At 72.8% G+C, this 17,496-nt stretch carries 13 protein-coding genes; 1 reads left to right on the top strand and 12 read right to left on the bottom strand.

Annotation, left to right across the window (positions count from 1 at the left end; translation table 11 throughout):
• Nucleotides 1-119 precede the first annotated feature (119 nt).
• The 5 genes from ABZU43_RS16925 to ABZU43_RS16905 all read right to left on the bottom strand — a co-directional run bounded on the left by ABZU43_RS16925 (nucleotide 120) and on the right by ABZU43_RS16905 (nucleotide 8,553).
• Nucleotides 120-1,607, bottom strand: coding sequence for a hypothetical protein (locus ABZU43_RS16925; protein ID WP_355007442.1), 1,488 nt, complete (start codon nucleotides 1,605-1,607; stop codon nucleotides 120-122).
• Between the two features lie 174 nt (nucleotides 1,608-1,781).
• Entirely contained in the window at nucleotides 1,782-3,878 is a 2,097-nt protein-coding gene (locus ABZU43_RS16920; RefSeq protein ID WP_355007441.1) for an amino acid transporter, read from the bottom strand.
• Between the two features lie 87 nt (nucleotides 3,879-3,965).
• Nucleotides 3,966-4,367 (bottom strand): hypothetical protein, encoded by a 402-nt coding sequence (locus tag ABZU43_RS16915; protein WP_355007440.1) that lies wholly within the window; start codon nucleotides 4,365-4,367, stop codon nucleotides 3,966-3,968.
• A 374-nt stretch (nucleotides 4,368-4,741) separates the two neighbouring features.
• Nucleotides 4,742-5,512 carry a DUF5995 family protein gene (locus ABZU43_RS16910; RefSeq protein WP_355007439.1) on the bottom strand — a complete coding sequence of 257 codons (771 nt, stop codon included), beginning with the start codon at nucleotides 5,510-5,512 and terminating at the stop codon, nucleotides 4,742-4,744.
• A gap of 143 nt (nucleotides 5,513-5,655) precedes the next feature.
• The gene (locus tag ABZU43_RS16905; protein ID WP_355007438.1) at nucleotides 5,656-8,553 is read right to left on the bottom strand and encodes an AAA family ATPase; all 2,898 of its coding nucleotides are present in this window, start codon (nucleotides 8,551-8,553) and stop codon (nucleotides 5,656-5,658) included.
• Nucleotides 8,554-8,747: 194 nt separating this feature from the next.
• Between ABZU43_RS16905 and ABZU43_RS16900 the strand changes: the two genes are divergently transcribed.
• The gene (locus ABZU43_RS16900) at nucleotides 8,748-11,000 is read left to right on the top strand and encodes an adenylate/guanylate cyclase domain-containing protein (protein WP_355007437.1); all 2,253 of its coding nucleotides are present in this window, start codon (nucleotides 8,748-8,750) and stop codon (nucleotides 10,998-11,000) included.
• 64 nt (nucleotides 11,001-11,064) lie between these two features.
• Here ABZU43_RS16900 and ABZU43_RS16895 read toward each other — a convergent pair whose 3' ends face one another.
• The 7 genes from ABZU43_RS16895 to ABZU43_RS16865 all read right to left on the bottom strand — a co-directional run bounded on the left by ABZU43_RS16895 (nucleotide 11,065) and on the right by ABZU43_RS16865 (nucleotide 17,369).
• Nucleotides 11,065-11,610 (bottom strand): YciI family protein, encoded by a 546-nt coding sequence (locus ABZU43_RS16895; protein ID WP_355007436.1) that lies wholly within the window; start codon nucleotides 11,608-11,610, stop codon nucleotides 11,065-11,067.
• Between the two features lie 48 nt (nucleotides 11,611-11,658).
• Nucleotides 11,659-12,477, bottom strand: coding sequence for a class I SAM-dependent methyltransferase (locus ABZU43_RS16890; RefSeq protein WP_355007435.1), 819 nt, complete (start codon nucleotides 12,475-12,477; stop codon nucleotides 11,659-11,661).
• Nucleotides 12,478-12,641: 164 nt separating this feature from the next.
• Nucleotides 12,642-13,208 (bottom strand): dienelactone hydrolase family protein, encoded by a 567-nt coding sequence (locus ABZU43_RS16885; RefSeq protein ID WP_355007434.1) that lies wholly within the window; start codon nucleotides 13,206-13,208, stop codon nucleotides 12,642-12,644.
• Between the two features lie 55 nt (nucleotides 13,209-13,263).
• Nucleotides 13,264-14,370: a nucleotide disphospho-sugar-binding domain-containing protein gene (locus ABZU43_RS16880; RefSeq protein WP_355007433.1), complete on the bottom strand. Its 1,107-nt coding sequence runs from the start codon at nucleotides 14,368-14,370 to the stop codon at nucleotides 13,264-13,266.
• 76 nt (nucleotides 14,371-14,446) lie between these two features.
• The gene (locus ABZU43_RS16875) at nucleotides 14,447-15,430 is read right to left on the bottom strand and encodes an aldo/keto reductase (RefSeq protein ID WP_355007579.1); all 984 of its coding nucleotides are present in this window, start codon (nucleotides 15,428-15,430) and stop codon (nucleotides 14,447-14,449) included.
• Nucleotides 15,431-15,534: 104 nt separating this feature from the next.
• The gene (gene paaK / locus ABZU43_RS16870; protein WP_355007432.1) at nucleotides 15,535-16,842 is read right to left on the bottom strand and encodes a phenylacetate--CoA ligase PaaK; all 1,308 of its coding nucleotides are present in this window, start codon (nucleotides 16,840-16,842) and stop codon (nucleotides 15,535-15,537) included.
• A gap of 77 nt (nucleotides 16,843-16,919) precedes the next feature.
• Nucleotides 16,920-17,369 (bottom strand): MarR family transcriptional regulator, encoded by a 450-nt coding sequence (locus ABZU43_RS16865; protein ID WP_355007431.1) that lies wholly within the window; start codon nucleotides 17,367-17,369, stop codon nucleotides 16,920-16,922.
• Nucleotides 17,370-17,496: the final 127 nt, after the last annotated feature.

The following is a 17,496-nucleotide window of genomic DNA, read 5'->3' as shown; positions in this document are numbered from 1 at the left end:
ACGCCGTGACGACGCCGAACCCTCGGCGTCACGTGACGGAGCACCGCCCGTCCGGACGATCGTCCGGACGGGCGGTGCACTCGGGATGAACGCGCTCGGGATGGTGCGCGGGTCGACGCTCAGCGGAAGCAGTGGGCGATCGGCACCTGGCTGCCCTCGCAGTTGGTCGGTTCGTTCTCGACCACCACGCTCTCATCGTCGATCTTGACCTGGGCGTGCATGCCGAAGATGCCGCCGGGCTTCACCGTCGACGCGTTGTGGGTGACCTTGCTGGTGTAGATCGCCACCGAGCCCGCGTTGGCGTAGATGCCCCCGCCCTGGGACGCGGCGCCGACAGCCTCGTTACGGGTCACGTCACTGCCGCGGACCAGCAGGTTCGCCTTCTCGGCGTAGATGCCGGCTCCGAGGCCGTGGGTGGTGTTGCCTTCGATCACGCTGTCGTCGATCGGCGTGAGGCCCTTCACTGTCGAGACACCGCCCCCGTTGAGTGTGGACGTGTTGCCGCGGATGGTCATCGTGCGCATCACCAGCACCGCGTCGGAGTTGGCGGCACCGCCGCCGACCTGCGCGGTGTTGTTCAGCAGCTCGGTGTCGGAGACCTTCGTCCGGGCCGAGAAGCTGGCCAGCCCGCCACCCTGGACGGCGCTGTTCTGGGTGAAGGAGACGCTCTCCACGTCGGCGGCACCACGGTAGTTGCCCAGCCCGCCGCCGTAGGCGTTGGCGCTGTTGCGGTGGAACTCCGAGCGCTTCAGCGTCAGTACGCCGCCGTTGAGCAGGCCCCCGCCCTTGCCCGCGGCGCCGGAGGCGCTGTTGCCGACGAACGTGGAATCGGTGACCACCATGTTGCCGTCGTTGAAGATGCCGCCGCCACCCCCCTCGGGCGACAGCGAGGTGCTCTGCGTGACGGTGACCCGTTCCACCACGGCGGTGGCGCCGTGCACCACGTGCAGGCTGCCGCCCTCGATGGCCGATCGGCCGTTGTGCAGTTCCACGTCGCGCAGGGTCAGCTCGCCGCCATCACGGACGGTGAAGAAGCGGAACGCGGCGGCCTGGGCGGCCCGGGAGATGGTGGCGCCCGCGCCGTCGATCGTGATCGCCTGGTAGATCACCGGCAGGCCGGCGGTGTCGTCGGCCGGGTTGTGCGGCGGCGCGTCGGCGTCGCCGGGGGTTTCCGCGGCGTCGGCGGCCTCGCGGGCGTCCCGGATCCCGCCGTCGTACTGGTCGGTCTCGTGGAACGCCTCGGTGAGGGTGTAGCGGCACTTGGGCGCGAGGCGGAGTTCGCCGCCGCCCTCGGCGTTGGCCGTGACCAGCGCCGCCACCAGCTTCGCGGCGTCGCACGGCACCGACACCACTCCTCGCTTGCCGGTGCCGGGGGTGGTGGGACGGGCCCGCTCGGCGTCGGGGTCGGGCCGGTCGCCGGTGCGGCGGTCGTCGTCGGCTGCCGGGGTCAGCCGGGCCAGACCGGGGAGGGCGAGGGCGCGGTCGGCGGCGGCGGCCGCTCCGGCCGCTCCCACGACCAAGCTCCCCGCCAGCAAGCCGCTGGCTAAGAGCCATCGGGACCGCCGTCTGGGTTGAGTCGCGCGGTCTCCCTCTCGGTACGTGGACATCAACGGTGCCTACCTTCCTGCGTACGTGACGTGACCGCGCGCCGATTCGGGCGCGGGGGGCTCGACGAGTTCGCCGGCTACCAAACGTCACGATAGGTCCGCAATACGGACAGGAAGGTGTGAACGTGAATAGTGCCCTCTTTCATCTTTAAAACCGCCAGAGCGGCATCAGGCTCACCCGCCGACGTGGATGCCGGGTCGACGCAGCGGGTCCCGTTCGGTCCGACGGATGATCTCCCGCACCACCGGCGGGGTGTCCCCCCGGCCCAGGATGAGGTAGCGCGCCAGGTGCGCGATCGGGCTGCCCTCCGACCACTCGAAGTGCGCGTGCGGCCGGACCCCGGTGGCGTCCCGCAGGGCCAGCAGGATCGCGGCGATCGCGTTCGGCGCGGCCGGGCTGTCGGCCCGCAGCACCCGGAAGCCGCCCACCTCGATGCCGTGCACTCGCAACACCTGACTGAACTCCGACGGATCGACCACATCGATCTCCAGGAACAGCACGTCCGCGGCCCCGGGCACCGGATTCATCCCGCGCTGCGCCCGCTCCTTGAGCGTGTACTCCTTCACCGACCCCTTCTGCCGCTTGTTCGCGATCAGGTGCAGCTGCCCGTCGTGCGCCAGCGACTCGCTGATGAACCGACGGGCCGCCTCGTCGAACTCGATCCGCTCGGCGCGCAGCTCGGTGGTCCGGGTGACCCGGGAGACCAACGAGACCACGATGATGCCGAGGATGAACAGCGCGGAGATCGTGATGCCGTCCGGCTGTTCGATGACGTTCTCCAGCAGCGCGTACAGCAGCACCAGGGTCAGCACCGTGAAGCCGATCGCGGAACCCCGCCGGTGGTGACGGGCCGCGGAGATCGTCACCGCCACCGCCCCGGAGACCATCATGGCCAGGATCCCGGTGGCGTACGCCCCGGCCTGGGCGTTGACATCGGCGCGGAAAGCGATCGTGATGGCGACGCTGACGACGGTGTAGACGATCACCACGGGGCGGACCGCCCGCGCCCACTCCGGGGCCATGCCGTACGACGGCAGGTAGCGGGGCACGATGTTGATCAGCCCGGCCATCGCCGAGGCGCCGGCAAACCAGAGGATGAGCACGCTGCTCACGTCGTAGACGGTGCCGAACACCTCCCCCAGGTAGGCGTGCGCCAGGAACGCCAGCGCCCGCCCGTTCGCGCCGCCGCCCGGCCGGAACTCCTCCGCCGGAATGAGCGCCGTGGTCACAAAGGTCGTCGAGATCAGGTACACCGACATGATCAACGCGGCGGTGGTGAGCAGACGGCGCGTGTTGCGGATCCGGGCGGCGAGCCGGGCCTGCTTGTCCGGGCCGTCGGCCGCCACCAGAGGCATCATGCTGACCCCGGTCTCGAAACCGGACAACCCCAGCACCAGCAGCGGGAATGCCAACACGGCGGTGAGCAGCACCTGGCCCGGTCCGCCACCGGTCGCGGTCACCGCGGCCGTCCAGTTCGACACGATGCCCGGGTCCTCGACGATCCGACCCACAGCGACCACGACGATCACCGCGTTGAGCACTAGGAAGACCGCGACCAGCGGGATGGCCACCACCACCGCCTCGCGGAACCCGAGCAGGAACACCCCGCCGAGGATGAGCAGCAGCGCCACCGTCACCACGACCGGCACCACGGACCCGTGCAGGACGTCCGGCAGGTACGGGTTCTCCAGCAGGTGCACGGTGGCGTCGGCCGAGGAGAGGGTGATCGTGATGATCCAGGAGGTGGCCACGAAGCCGAGCAGCACGAGGACGAAGATCTTGCCCCGCCAGAACGGCAGCAACCGCTCCAACATCGCCACCGAACCCTGACCGTGCGGGCTCTCGTGGGCCACCCGCCGGTACATCGGCAGCATGCCGGACAGGGTGAGCACGACGATCAACAAGGTCGCCAGCGGGGAGAGCGCCCCGGCCGCCACCGCCGCGATGCCCGGCAGGTACGACAGCGTGGAGAAGTAGTCCACGCCGGTCAGGCACATCACCTGCCACCAGGCGTGCCTACGGTTCTGCCCCTCGGTCGCCTCAGGGCCGGGCGGCTGCACCTGGTGCTGGAAGAGCCACCGGCGCAGCGGGCTGGCCGGCGGCGCCGAGCGGGCCGGTGTGGCCACGCGTTCGGGCACCACGACGCCCTGCCGACCACCGCGATGTGGGCGGGCCGGATCGCGGGCCGCCCGCAGCGCCGGGTCCGGCCCGCTCGGCGCGTGTCGGCGCCCGCTCCACCGCCGTGGTTTTGCCCGGTGCTCGTCACCCATCGCCAGTCCCACCCTCACAGGTCCTGATCTGACGGTAGGCGGTGCCCCGGCGCCCGATCGGCGGAACCGGGTACCTGTTCGGCCTGCTCAGGACAGGTCCGCGACGGCGAGCAGCCGGGCCAGCGCGGGTGGGTCGGCGACGGTGACAGTGGCCGCCGGGTGCCGGGGCCGTCCCCCGGGCACCAGCGCCGCCACCGGTACGCCGAAGCGCAGGCAGATCCCGCCGGCCACGCTGCTGCCGAAGGTCGCGCCGCCGTCGGCCAGCGACAGGTGCGGGCCGATCGCCCGCCACCAGCGGTACGGTCCGCTCAGCTCGACGGCGGTGACGTTGCCCCGGTCGGTCCGCAGCCGCCACGGCCCGTACCGGATCATCAGATCCCGTTCGGTGACGGCGACCCAGGCCGTCGCCGGGCGGACCCCGAGCAGCGCCAGCACCGGGCGGAACGCTGGATCGAAGCGGAACGGGAACCGGGCCACGACGCCGGTCATCGGGCGCCGGGCCGAGCGGTGGGTTTCGACACCGGGCCACCCGGCCGCAGCGGGCCGGGCCGCGCGGGCCGGGGGCGGGCGGCGGGCCGACGCCGGGCCAGGACGGTCATGGCGCGGGCGTACCCGATCCGCGCCCGCCGACACCCCCGGATCCGCCGGCCGTCGACGCGACTCCCACCCGGCGTTCCCCCACCGCCGGCCGACCCCCCCGGGCCGGCCGACGGCGGCAGACGGTCGACACCCCCCGGGGCCGACCGGCTGTCCCCTGAGTGACCGACCCGACCTCGGGCGGCCACACGGGGTGGAACTGGTGGGACGCGCCTCCGCGCTCCGCCGCCCCCCACGGGGCGGAGCGCGGAGGCCCCCCGTCCCGGCTACTGCAGGAACGCCCCGAGGGGCGACAGCAGCAACCGGCCGAGCGCCGCGGCGTTGTCGTCCAGCCGTGTGCGCTCACACTCTCGGGCGTCCGGATCGTGCCGGCACCGCCAGATCTTCTGCGCGTTACGCCAGGCGACATCGCGGGTGTACTCGACCAGTTCCCCCTGGTACCAGTCGTCGATGTCGCCGTTGAGCATGTCGATGAGCAGCTGCCACCGCTCCAGGTAGCCCCGGCGCAGGCCGGGGATCTTGTCCGCGAAGATTTTGTTGATCTCGAGGTAGTCGTGGTGCTGGTCGCTGCCGTCGACCGGCTCCGACTCCAGGTGATCGAACGTGGTCACCAGGGCGAACGGCAGGTCGAAGTTGATGTGCGCGTTCACCCCGGCCGCCGCCGACGGCAGCGGCCGGGCATCCGGCCCCCGCATCCGCTCGAAGAGGCACGACCACGCCTTCGGGGTGCCGGGGCTGGAGTCGGTCCACAGCCGCATCGCGTCGAAGTACCGGGCGGCGAACTCGACGTCGAGCCGGGAGAGGAAGACCGGATCGACGAAGCGGTCGTCGTACAGCCCGTCCAGCACGCTGCTGGTGATTGTCAGATAGAGCCTGTTGAAGTCGGCCAGCGGACAACTGGCTTCCAACGGTGGCAACCGGACCAGCATGTCCTGAAGCTTGGTCAGATGATCGACCACGGCCGGCACGTCCGCGGGATGATCGGCGAGCAGGTCGACGATGTCCCGGTGCACGGGCCCCCAGACCGGTTCGATCATTTCTCCTCCATTGTGGTCGGCGGCATCCCCCGTGCCGTCGTCGACGCGGCCCAGCCTCTCAGCCGACACCCGGCCACCGGATCAGTAGAACGACGTATCCCGGCGCGCACAGGCGCCGGGATACGTACGCACTGTGGAGTCGGTCAGCCCCGTTGGTTGCGCAACTGGATCGCGCTGGCCTGCACGCGGGTACGGACCTGGAGCTTGTCGAAGATGTGCGACACGTGCACCCCGATGGTCCGCTCGCTGATGAACAGCCGCTGCCCGATCTCCCTGTTGGTCAACCCCTCGGCGACCAGGGCGAGCACTTCCCGCTCCCGGGCGGTGAGCGCTGCCAACTCGTCGTCGGACGCCTCGACCGGGACGCCGCGCGCACCGCTGATGTTGTCGCGCTCGTCCAGCGACACCCGGGCCCGCCCGGCCAACTCGCGGATCTCCGAAGTCAGCGGCACCGCGCCCAACCCCTGCGCCACCCGGTACGCCTCCCGCAGGAGCTTGCCTGCGGTTGCCACCCGGCTGCGCCGAGCCAGCAGCGCCTCGGCCTGCCGCAGGCGCGAGTACGCCGCCGGATAGGGGTGGTTGCGTCGATCCCACTCGGCCGCCGACGCGGCCCACAGCTCCGGATCACTGCCGTCGAGGCGGCTGACCTCGGCGGCGCACAGCGCCAGGAAGCCCTCCACCACCGAACGCACCGGCCGGGCCGCACCGGCGCTCTTGCGGGCCACCCGCTCGGCCACGTCGCGCAGTCGGCGGACCGCCGTCGGGTCCACCTCCACAGTGCGGCTGGCGTGCGCCTCAGCCTCGGCGCGCAGGCCGTGCCAGACCAGCGCGGACAGGATCATCACGTCGTCGGAACGGCTCTCGGTCAGGCCGCGCTGCACCGCCTGCCGCGCCACGTCGTGCCGGCCCTCCCACATGGCCAGCCCGGAGCGCAGGGTGAGCAGCGGAATGACGTGTCGCGCCCCGCCGCCGGCGAGCAGGGTCGCCACCGCGTCGAGGTCCCGACCGGCGGCCTCGATGTCGCCGTAACCCACCGACAGCCGGCACCGCGCCAACAGCAGCTCGACGGCGTCCGCACCGGACGGTCGGTGTCGCAGGGCCGCGGCCACCACCTTCTCCGCCTCGGCCCACTGGCCCACCCGGAACAGCCCGTTGATGGCGATGGCCAGCAGCCGGGTGCCCCAGGTGCGGCCCAGGCCCAGCTCGGTCACCCGTTCGGCGCCCCGCCGGGCCACCACCACACCCTCTTCGAGGACGTTCAGCGGCCCGGTCAGCAGCTCAGCCAGGTGCAGGTACGCGCAGGCCACGTCCTCGGGCTGACCGGCACGCTCGGCGGTGTCGAGGGCGTCGCGCATGACCGCCAGCCCGGCGTCCGGGTCTTCCAGACAGGCGTCGCTGAAGCCCAACGCCGAACTGGCCAGCACCACCTCGGTGGCCGAGCCCGCCACGTTCTCGGCCAACGCCAGCGCCTCGCGGGCCCGCTCACCGGCGTCGGCGTAGCGACCCAGGTGCAGCAGCAGCTCGGCCAGGCGGGCGGCGGCGCTGGCCCGGTCCCGAGGGGAGCAGTCCGCCGCCTTCAGCGCCCGCTGGTACTCCTCCTCGGCCAGCGCGGAGCGACCGGCGGCGGCCAGGTAGCGGGCGCGGCGGATGTGCAGCGCGCAGCTCGGTTCGCCACCCCGCAGCGCGGCCAGCTCCTCCAGCAGGGCCAACGCGCGGGCGTGCTCCCCACAGTGGTGGGCCGCCTCGGCGGCGTTCTCAAGCAACTCGACAGGGTCCACCGTCAGCGGGCCCGGCTCGGCGGCCAACTGCAACGCCGCCGACCAGTGCCGGTGTGCCTCGGCGTAACCGTGCAGCCGCTCGGCCTCCTGAGCGGCGGCCACCGCCGCCGGCAGGGCGCGCGCCGGCTCGCCGGCCAGCCGCCAGTGGTGCGCCAGCCGGGCCTGGTGCAACTCACCCGGCGCGCTGGTCAGCGCCTCGGCGTAGCGGCGGTGCAGGCCGGAGCGTTCGGCCGGCAGCAGCTCGTGCGCCAGCACCTCGGCCACGAGGCGGTGGCGCAGCCGGTAGCCCTCGTCCGCGCCGACCAGCAGCCGGTGCGCCACCGCGGCCCGGGCCGCGGCGATCAGCTCGTCCTCCGGCATCCGCAGCACCTCGGCCAGCAGCCAGTGCTGCACCGGCTCGACACCGGCGGCCACCGCGTGCACCACGGCGTGCGCGTGCTGGGGCAGCGCGTCGACCCGGTCGAGGAAGATCTCCCGCAGCGTCTCGGACAGCCCGTCGCGGCCGTCGCGCAGATCCCGGGCCAGTTCCTCGATGACGAACGGGTTGCCGCCGCTGCGCTGCCACACCTGCTCGGCCGCGTCGGCGCTCAGCGTCCGGCCGACCACCGCGACGGCGAGCGTCTCGGTGTCGGCCCGGCCCAGCGGCGCCAGGTCGAGCACCCGCACCGTGCGGAGCCGACGCAGCTCGGTGAGCACCCGGCGCAGTGGGTGGGCGCCCTGCAACGACTCGGCGCGCACCGCCGCCAGCACCGACAGCTGAAGATCACCCAGGCCGGCGAGCAGGTAGAGCAGGAGCTGCCGGGTGCTGCGGTCGACCCACTGAAGGTCGTCGAGGATCAGCACCAGCGGGCGGCCCTCGGCGATCAGGTGCAGGCCACGGGAGACCCGCTCCAGCAACGCGCCGGCGCCGTCCGGGCTGGCGGTCTCGTCGGCGAACATCTGCAACAGCCCCCGCACCGCCGAGGAGGTGCGGGCGGGCGAGGTGGAAACCTCGGCGTCGAACCGGCGCAGCGCCTGCAACAACGGGTGCAACGGAGAGGCGTCGCCGATGTCCAGGCAGCTGCCGGTGAGCACCACGGCGCCCCGCTCCCGCAGGCGGTCACCGATCTCGCCCAACAGCCGGGTCTTTCCCACACCGCTCTCGCCGGTCAGGAAGACCGCCGCGGTCTGCCCGTGCGCGGCCTCACCGAGCAACGCGGACCGAACCGTCTGCACCAGCTCGGCCCGGCCCACGAGTGGTGCGGTGTCCACATCGCTGGCCATGCCACGCAGCCTAATCACAGGGCCCCACACCGTTCTACGGCCGCCCACCGCTTCTGGTACTCCTCGCGTCGACTTTGCGACTAAAGGTTGCAGGTGGCCGACATACGTCGTTCGGCAGATCCCCCGTCGGCCCACTAATGCCAATCTCCGGAGGTGATCAGGCAACAGCGGGGAGAGAGGCCGGTGCGACACCCATGACCACCAGCATCATCGTCGACACGCAGCGGACCGTCACCCCGCTCTGGCCGGTACCCCAGGAGAGGCGCGTCGTCACCGTCCTCTTCGCGGACATCGTCGGATCCACGGCCCTGGTGGACCGGCTCGACCCCGAGGACGTCCGAGCGTTGCAACGGGCCTACTTCGACACCGTCGCCGGTGTGCTGCACCGCTGGCACGGGGTGGTGGAGAAGTACATCGGCGACGCCGTGATGGCGCTCTTCGGCGCCCGGCACTCCGACGGCTTCGACGCGTACCGGGCGGTGCGCGCCGGGCTCGAGATCCAGGCCGCGCTGGACCGACGGCCCATGGTCGACGGCATCAGGCTGCGCGTCCGGGTCGGTGTCGCCACGGGCGAGGTGGTGGTCGACCTGGGCGACGCCGTCACCGGCGGGCACGGCCTGGCCAGCGGGGCGGTGATCACCACAGCGGCCCGCCTGCAGGAGTACGCCGCGCCCGGCGCCGTCGCACTCTGCGCAGCCACCGCCCGCGCCACCGCCGGCCTGATCACCCAACGTCAGCTGACGCCGACGCCCGTCGCCGGCCGGGTGTCGCCGGTGCCGGTCTGGCACGCCCTCGGTCCGGTTCGCCCCGGTGCCGACCGGCACGACGGCCCGTTGATCGGTCGACGCCGCGAGCTGGCCACCATCCGCGACCAGCTGGGCTCGGCCATCCGAAACCGGACACCGCGCTGGATCTCACTGGTTGGCCCCACCGGTAGTGGCCGCAGCCGGCTGCTGCACGAGCTGACCCGTGGGCTGACCACGGTGGACGGACTGCCGGTCCGCTGGTGCGTGGCGACCTGCCAGCCGTACCCCGACCAGGTGTTGGCGCCGGTCGCGCACCTGCTCCGCGGCCTCGCCGGGATTCGGCACAGCGACGGCCCGGCGGCGATCCACGACCGGCTCGTCGCCGCCCTGACTCCGCTCTTTCCGCCGAGCCGGGTGGCCACCGCGGTTCCGGCGCTCCAGCGGATGCTGACCACCCCGGACGGCTCGGCCACCGCCCTCACCGGCGCGGCGATCTGCCGCGAGGTCCTGCTGCGGATGGCCGCCCACCAGCCGCTGATCGTGGCCGTCGACGACCTGGACCGGGCCGCGCCCGCGGTGAGCCGCTTCCTGCACGCGCTGTACGACGCGGCGACGGAGCGTGGGCTGCCGCTGGCCCTGCTCACAGTGCACCAGCCGCAGTGGACCGACACCCGGCCCGGTCCGGCCCGCCAGATGACGATCGGACCCCTGGCCACGGTGCAGTCCGGACGGCTGCTGCGCCACCTGCTCACCCGGGCCGGACAGCCGGTGGCCCTGGTCGACCAGCTGCTGCCGCTGGTGGGAGGCCGCCCCGGGCACTCGGCGGCGTACGTCACGTCGCTGGTGGACGGTGCCGATCCGGCGGCCCTCCCGCTGCCCGAGACCGTACGCCGGGCAGTCGGCGCGGAGCTGGACCACCTCGACGGTGAGCGGCGGGCGGTGCTGATGGCCGCCGGCACCCTCGGTGGTCTGATCTCCGGGGCGGCCGTGGACCGGGCACTCGGCTGGACACCCGGCCGGTCCGCGCCCGCGCTCCGCGAGCTGGTCACCGCAGGGCTGCTGCTCCCCCACCACGTCGACGGGTACGCGTTCGCCGCTCCCGCGCTGCGCCAGGTCGCCGTCGAACGGTTGCCCCGGGCCCTGCGGGCCGTCTTCCAACGCCGGACCGCCGCCGTGCCGCACCTCGACACGGTGCACCGGGACGCCGGCCCGCCCGACTCGCTCGCTGGTGCTGTCACCGGCTCGGCGGCGAGGAGCGCGGAGATCGAGCGCCTCGACACCGTTGGCGCTCGGAGCGGCCGCCTCGACGCCGTCTTCGCGGCGCTGGCCTCGGCCGGGCCGGGCGGTGCCACCGGCCCTACCGTGCTGAGGCGAGGCAGCCCCATCCCGACGATGGCCACCCGTCCCGCCGCGGCGGGCCCCGGCGCCAACCGTACGGCGGGCCCACGCCGGCTCCGAGCCGTCGCCTCGGCGGGCGACGTACCGCCGACGCCGGCCACAGCGGCGTCCCGGCCTGCGCGCGGTACGGGCGGTAACCCATTTCGGGACCTCGGACGGCCCGCAGCGCCGAGCCGCCCCACGCGAGCGAGTTCGGCTGGGCACTGGACACTCGCCGACGCGGGCACTCCACCAGGGGTGGTGCGGGCAGTACTCCGCCCACCGTTGATCCGCCCACTGGACGGCCTGCCCGCCTCCGCCTGACTCCGATGATCACTTGATGCCCGGCAGCCAGACCGGCCCCATGCCGACTGGTCAGCAGGGCAGGTCAGGACGGTCGCCCGCCGAACTGCCAGTTGTGCACCTCGATGTCGGCATACCGGTCGGCCGTCAGGATGGCGCGCGCCGCGTCCGGGTTCGGCGCCCGGAGCAGCGCGGCGGTGCCGAGCCAGGTGACGCCGTCGTCGGCCAGCAGAGGTCCGTACGCGATCAGCTCGTCGGGGTCGGGCGGCACGGCCAGGTCGGCGGCCTGGCCGGCGCCGAGGCCGAGCACCAGATAACGGTTGCCGCCGGTCCGGCCGCCAGGGAAGTCCCACATGGTGCGGCCCAGCATGTTGTGCCACCGGCGCAGCAGCACGTCCCGGTACACGCCGGCCTGGTAGTTCGGCTCCTCGAAGGCGAAGGTTCGCGCGGCGGCCGGGTCGGGCACGTCGACGATGTGCACGCTGCCGGTGGCCGTGTCGCCGACGAGGGTCGGGCCACGGGCGATCATGCCCGCCGCGTACCGGTCCATGTAGGACCAGTGCTTGGGCAGCAACTCGTCGCGCAACGCCGCCGAGCCGGGCCGGTCACTGTGGTAACAGAGAAACTCCATGCCGCGCATTCTCGACAACCCGGCCCACTCGGTCGACCGGTTTGTCGCCTATGGCACGGACGCCGAGGCCAGCAGCGCCGCTGTGGGCAGCGCGAGCAGGCCGTCGGAGCCACGGTAGCGGGCGGTCAGCTCGTCGTACGCGGCACGAATGCGGGTGATCATGGCCGCCGGCTGGGTCTCCATCACCAGACCTGGCGTGCTGATGCCGTTGGCGGGGCCGCTCCACCAGGCCTCCGGGTCGGTGCGGTGCGCCCAGGTGATCGTGTCGCAGCGTACGTCGGTGAGCCCGGCCTGGTCGAGCAGGCCCGCCAACCCGTCGGGGGTACGGGGGAAGTCCCGGTCGGCGTCCACCGTCGGGGCGGCGGCGCGACGGTCGACCCCAGCGGCGTCGAAGACCTCACCCCAGAGGCTCTGCGCCTCGGGTGGGGGGTGCGGCCACACGGTGACCGCGACCCGACCAGCGGACCGGACGACCCGTCGCAGCTCGGTGATCGCGGCCAGCGGATCGCCCACGTGATTGATCACGAAGTTCGCCACGGCCGCGTCGAACGACCGGGAGGCGAACGGGAGGTGCGGCAGCGACGCGAGGCGGACTTCGTCGACGGACGGAACGCGGCCGCGCACCAACTCGACCATGCTGGGTTCGGCGTCGACGGCGACGACGCTGGCGTGGCGGGCGCACGCCAGCCTGGCCACCGTGCCGGAGCCGGTGCCCGCGTCGAGCACCCGCATCCCCGCCCCGACGTTGGCGGCGTCCAACAACGCTGGCGCGGGGTACGCGCAGAGCGCGGCGAGACTGCGGTCGAACGCTCCGGCGCGCCCGGCCCAGCGCGACCGTTCATATTCGTCGAAGGCCGTCGTCGTCATTGCCAGGCGCGCCCTTCGAGGATCTTGATGGTGGTGTCACGCTATCGAACGAGGCGTATTCGGCGGTGCCCCGCGCGCTGCTGGGCCGCCGCCCGCACCTGCCGTGAGCTGGCGCAACGGCACGTCACCGCCCGGGAGTGGTAACTCACGGTCGAGCCGGGCGCTCAGCGGGCAGCCAGGAAGGCCAGCACGCGCGGCCAGACCGCCGCGGTGGCGTCCGGGGAGTACTCGGCCAGGTCCGGGTCGGTGAACAGGTGACCCACGCCGGGATAGCAGAAGACCGTCAGATCGGCGTCGGCGTCGGTCATGCTCTGCTGCCACTCGTCGACCTCGTCCGGCGCGTCGTACGGGTCGGGGTCGGCGAGGTGCAGCTGCACCGGCAACCCGGGTGAGACCGCGTCCGGGGCACCACCGGTGCCGTGCAGCAGGAGCAGACCGGCGGCGGCGGGGCGCTCGGCGAGCAGCGCCCCGGCCACCCCGGCGCCCATCGAGAAGCCGGCGAGCACCGTCTCCGGTGGCAGGTCACGCAGCGCGGCGCGGGCCCGGTCCAGCACCACCTCCTGGCCGATCTTGTCGAGCAGCGCGAAGCCCTCCTCGACGGTGTCGGTGGCCGGGACGCCGTACAGGTCGGGGGTGCTGACCTGGTGCCCGGCGGCGCGCAACCGGTCGGCGGTGGCGCGCACGGCGGGTCGCAGCCCGTACACGGAGTGGAACAGCACGACGTGTCGCATCCGGCCATCCTGCCGCAGTCGACAGTGCATCCGGGGTGGCCACGCGGGGTGGACGTCAGACCAGTGCCGCCAGCCGCGCGACCAGGTCCGTCGGCGGCGGCATCTCGGCGATCTCGCGGCTGACCTGCGCGGCAGCGGTCCGCAGGCGCTCGTCGGTGAGCAGCTGGGTCAGTGCCCGCGCGGTGATGTCCCGGGGGCGCAGCGCCAGGCCGGCCCCCCGGCGGGCCACCAGCTCGGCGTTGTGCCGCCGGTCCCCCGCACCCGTGGTGGCCAGCTGGGGCAGGCCTGCGGCGAGGGCGCCGAAGGCGCTGCCCGCACCACCGTGGTGCACCAGCGCCGCGCTCGCCGGCAACGCCTCGTCGAGCGGGATCCAGTCGACCACCCGCACGTTGCCGGGCACCGAGCGGGCCGACCGCTCGTCGGGGCGGACCAGCACGATCTCGGCGTCCACCTCGGCGGCGGCGGCCACCACGGCGGGCATCGGCCCCCGGTCTCCGGGGCCGGTGAGGGTGCTGCGGGTGACCAGGATCCGGGGGCGCTCACCCGGCTCGCGCAGCCAGGCCGGCAGTTCCCCGCCGCCGACATAGGACATGTAGCGCATCGGCCAGCCGCCCTGCGTGGCAACGCTGGGTGGGGCCACGGCGAGGGCGGCGGCCGGCGCGGGCAGTTCGGTGAGGCCGTGGCGGCGCAGCGCCGCGCCGAGTCGGGCGACGGTGGCGCCGACCAGGTCCCGGCCGTCGAAGAGGGCGTTCTCCTGGCGGACGGCCGGCACGTCGAGCCTCGCGGCGGCCACCGCGCCGGCGACCGCGAACGGCTCGTACAGCACCAGATCCGGCTGCCACCGGGTGGCCAGCGCGACCACCGGGTCGACGAGCTGGTCGTTGAGCGCGCCGAACAACAGGCCGGCGCCCCGGGTGCCGGCGGTGCCGGCCAGCTCCGCCCGCGCGATCAGCGGGTGGCGGGGAAAGACCCGCAGCGCGATCCGGCCGAAGTCGAAACCGGGCGCGATGTCGTGCACCGGCAGACCCGCCTCGGCGGCGGCCAGCGCTCCGCCGCCGGTGGCCACCAGCACCTCGTGGCCGGCATCGCGGAGGGCGACCGCGAGCGGCACCAGGGGGAAGACGTGACCGACGAGCGGGGCGGAGACCACCAACACGCGCATGGACCCGATCCTATGTCGACCACAGCCACACCAGGGGCCCCTTGCTGCCCGTCGGCGTCACCGACGGGTAACCGACTCACCAGGCGTAGGACTGTGGGGCTTCTCCCGGCCCGGGCCAGATCCGGTCGAGTCGTTCCACCACCTCGTCGTCCAGCCGCACGGACAACGCGTCGAGGTCCAATCGCAGTTCGTCGATCGTCGTAGCGCCGACGATCGTGGTGGCGACGACCGGATTGCGCAGCAGCCAGGCCACAGCAACGGCCGCCGGCTGTGCGCCCAACTCTCGGCACAGCCCCTCGTAGGCACTGAGCTGGGCGCGGTGCGCCTCGACGCGTTGCCGGGCCGAGGGGTCGGTGGTGCGGCCCTGATCCAGTGCGTCGAGCGCGCCGGCGAGCAGACCGGCGTGCAGGGGGCTGTACGGGATCAGTCCGACGCCGAGGTGACGCAGGGCGGGGACGAGCTCCTGCTCGACGGCGCGTACGGCAAGGTTGTAGAGGCTCTGCTCGCTGGTCAGGCCGAGAAAGTGGCGTGCCGAGGCGGCGGCCTGGGCGAGCGCCACGTCCCAGCCGGCGAAGTTGCTGCTGCCGACGTAGGTGATCTTGCCCTCGCGGACGAGCTGCTCCATCGCCTGCCAGATCTCCTCCCACGGCGTGGCCCGGTCCACGTGGTGCATCTGGTACAGGTCGATGTGGTCGGTCTCCAGTCGCCGCAGGCTGGCCTCGCAGGCGCGGCGGATGTGGTAGGCGGACAACCGGCGGTCGTTCGGGCCGAGCCCCATCGGCTGGTACACCTTCGTCGCCAGGACGATGTCATCACGGTGCCCACTGCGCCGCAGCCACCGGCCGACGGTCTCCTCCGCGATGCCGTAGCCCTTTTGCATCTCCGGTGACTGTGGCCCGCCGTAGACGTCGGCGGTGTCGAAGATGTTGATGCCAGCGTCGACGGCGGCGTCCATGACCGCGAAACTGGTCGCCTCGTCCACCGTGTACCCGAAGTTCATGGTGCCGAGGCCGATCCGGCTGACCAGCAGACCTGAGCGGCCCAGGTGTCCGTACCTCATGGTGTCCACCAGCCGAGCGTAGGGCGAGGCCGGGCAATGCAGCCGGTGGGGATGGCCGGCGGCCTATCCGCCCGCAGCTTCCGACCCGGAACGTCGGTCAGTGGTCAGGCGGACGGTCGCTGGTCGACGATGCGGCGCATCTTGCCCATCGACCGTTCCACGGTGTCGGGGGCGAGGACGTCGACCGCGACGCTGACGCCGATGGTGTTCTTGACCAGTTGAACCAGCGCGCCGCCGGCCCGCTCGGCGGCGTCCACGTCGACGTCGGCCCGCCGCTCCACCCGCACCGTGAGGGTGTCCAGCCGGCCGTGCCGATCGAGGACGCACTGGAAGTGCGGCGAGAGCTGCGGGGTGCGCAGGATCAGCTCCTCGATCTGGGTGGGGAAGATGTTCACTCCACGCAGGATCATCATGTCGTCGGTGCGGCCGGTGATCTTCTCGATCCGGCGCATCGGGCGGGCGGTGCCGGGTAGCAGCCGGGTCAGGTCGCGGGTGCGGTAGCGCACCACCGGCATCGCCTCCTTGGTCAGGGAGGTCAACACCAGCTCACCCCGCTCGCCGTCGGGCAGCACCGCCCCGGTGACCGGGTCGATGATCTCCGGGTAGAAGTGGTCCTCCCAGAGGTGCAGGCCGTCCTTGGTCTCGACGCACTCGGTCGCCACGCCGGGGCCCATCACCTCGGAAAGTCCGTAGATGTCGACGGCGTGGATGTCCAACTGCTGCTCGATCTCGCGGCGCATGTCCTCGGTCCACGGCTCGGCGCCGAAGATGCCCACCCGCAGTGAGGTGGCCCGCGGGTCGACGCCCTGGCGGCGCATCTCGTCGACGATGGCCAGCAGGTAGCTGGGCGTGACCATGATGACCTCGGGTTCGAAGTCGCGGATCAGCATGACCTGACGCTCGGTCATGCCCCCGGAGACCGGGATGACGGTGCAGCCCAGTTCCTCGGCTCCGTAGTGCGCGCCCAGACCGCCGGTGAAGAGCCCGTAGCCGTACGCGACGTGCACCCGGTCGCCCGGGCGGCCGCCGGAGGCGCGGATCGAGCGGGCCATCAGTCGCGCCCAGGTGCGCAGGTCGTCGCGGGTGTAGCCGACGACTGTCGGCCGGCCGGTGGTGCCGGAGGAGGCGTGCAGGCGGGCCACCCGCTCCCGGGGTACGGCGAACATGCCGAACGGGTAGTTCTCCCGCAGCTCCGCCTTGCCCGTGAACGGGAAACGCGCCAGGTCGTCGAGATCCCGGCAGTCGTCGGGGTGCACCCCGGCCGCGTCGAACGCCCGCCGGTAGTGCGGCACGTTGTCGTACGCGTGCCGCAACGACCAGCGCAGTCGGTCGCGTTGCAGGGCGCGCAGCTCGTCGATGCCGGCGCGCTCGATCGGCTCCAGCTCCTCGGGACGAGGGGTGCGATCCTGCATCGGCTGCCTCCTTGGCGCGGCGGTCCCGGTGGGGCTGCGGGTACCGTACGCCCGCTGCCGCGCCGGCCGCCGGGCGGTCAGCGGGTGGCTGGCAGCCGGTGCAGGGCGTCGACGAGCGGCGCCAACTCGGGGGCGGCCTCCGCCTGAGCGAGCGCGTCGGTGAGCACCCGGTCGTGGGTGGGTCGGGTCTGGGCGAGCAGCTCGGAGCCGGCCGGGGTCAGCTCGGTGTAGATGCCGCGCCGGTCGTCGGCGCAGAGGATGCGGGTGAGCAGCCCCCGTTGTTCGAGGCGGGTGACCAGCCGGGTGGTGGCGCTCCCGGAGAGCGCGGCGGCCCGGGCGAGCTGGCTCATCCGCATGTGCCAGCCGTCCTGGCGGGAGAGCGCGTCGAGCACCGTGTATTCGACGACGGAGAGTTCGTGGTAGGCCTGCAGCGCCCGCTCCAGGGATGTCTCGATCAGCGCGTGCAGGGCGGCGAGGGTGCGCCAGCCCTGGGCGCGGATCTCGACCGCGTCGTCGGCGATGCCCATATTGGCCTCCTCGGTGTGATCTGAACGGGCCCCAGACTAGCACGCTTGCGCCGATATAAAGCGCGTGCAAGTATTTCGTTGTTGGCGCGTGTAGTTGCACGCGCCGCCTATCTGCCTCCACTCGATG

It is taken from the genome of Micromonospora sp. NPDC005205, assembly GCF_040608275.1.
Taxonomy (GTDB): Bacteria; Actinomycetota; Actinomycetes; order Mycobacteriales; family Micromonosporaceae; genus Micromonospora.
This window is presented reverse-complemented; position numbering and strand designations above follow the sequence as displayed.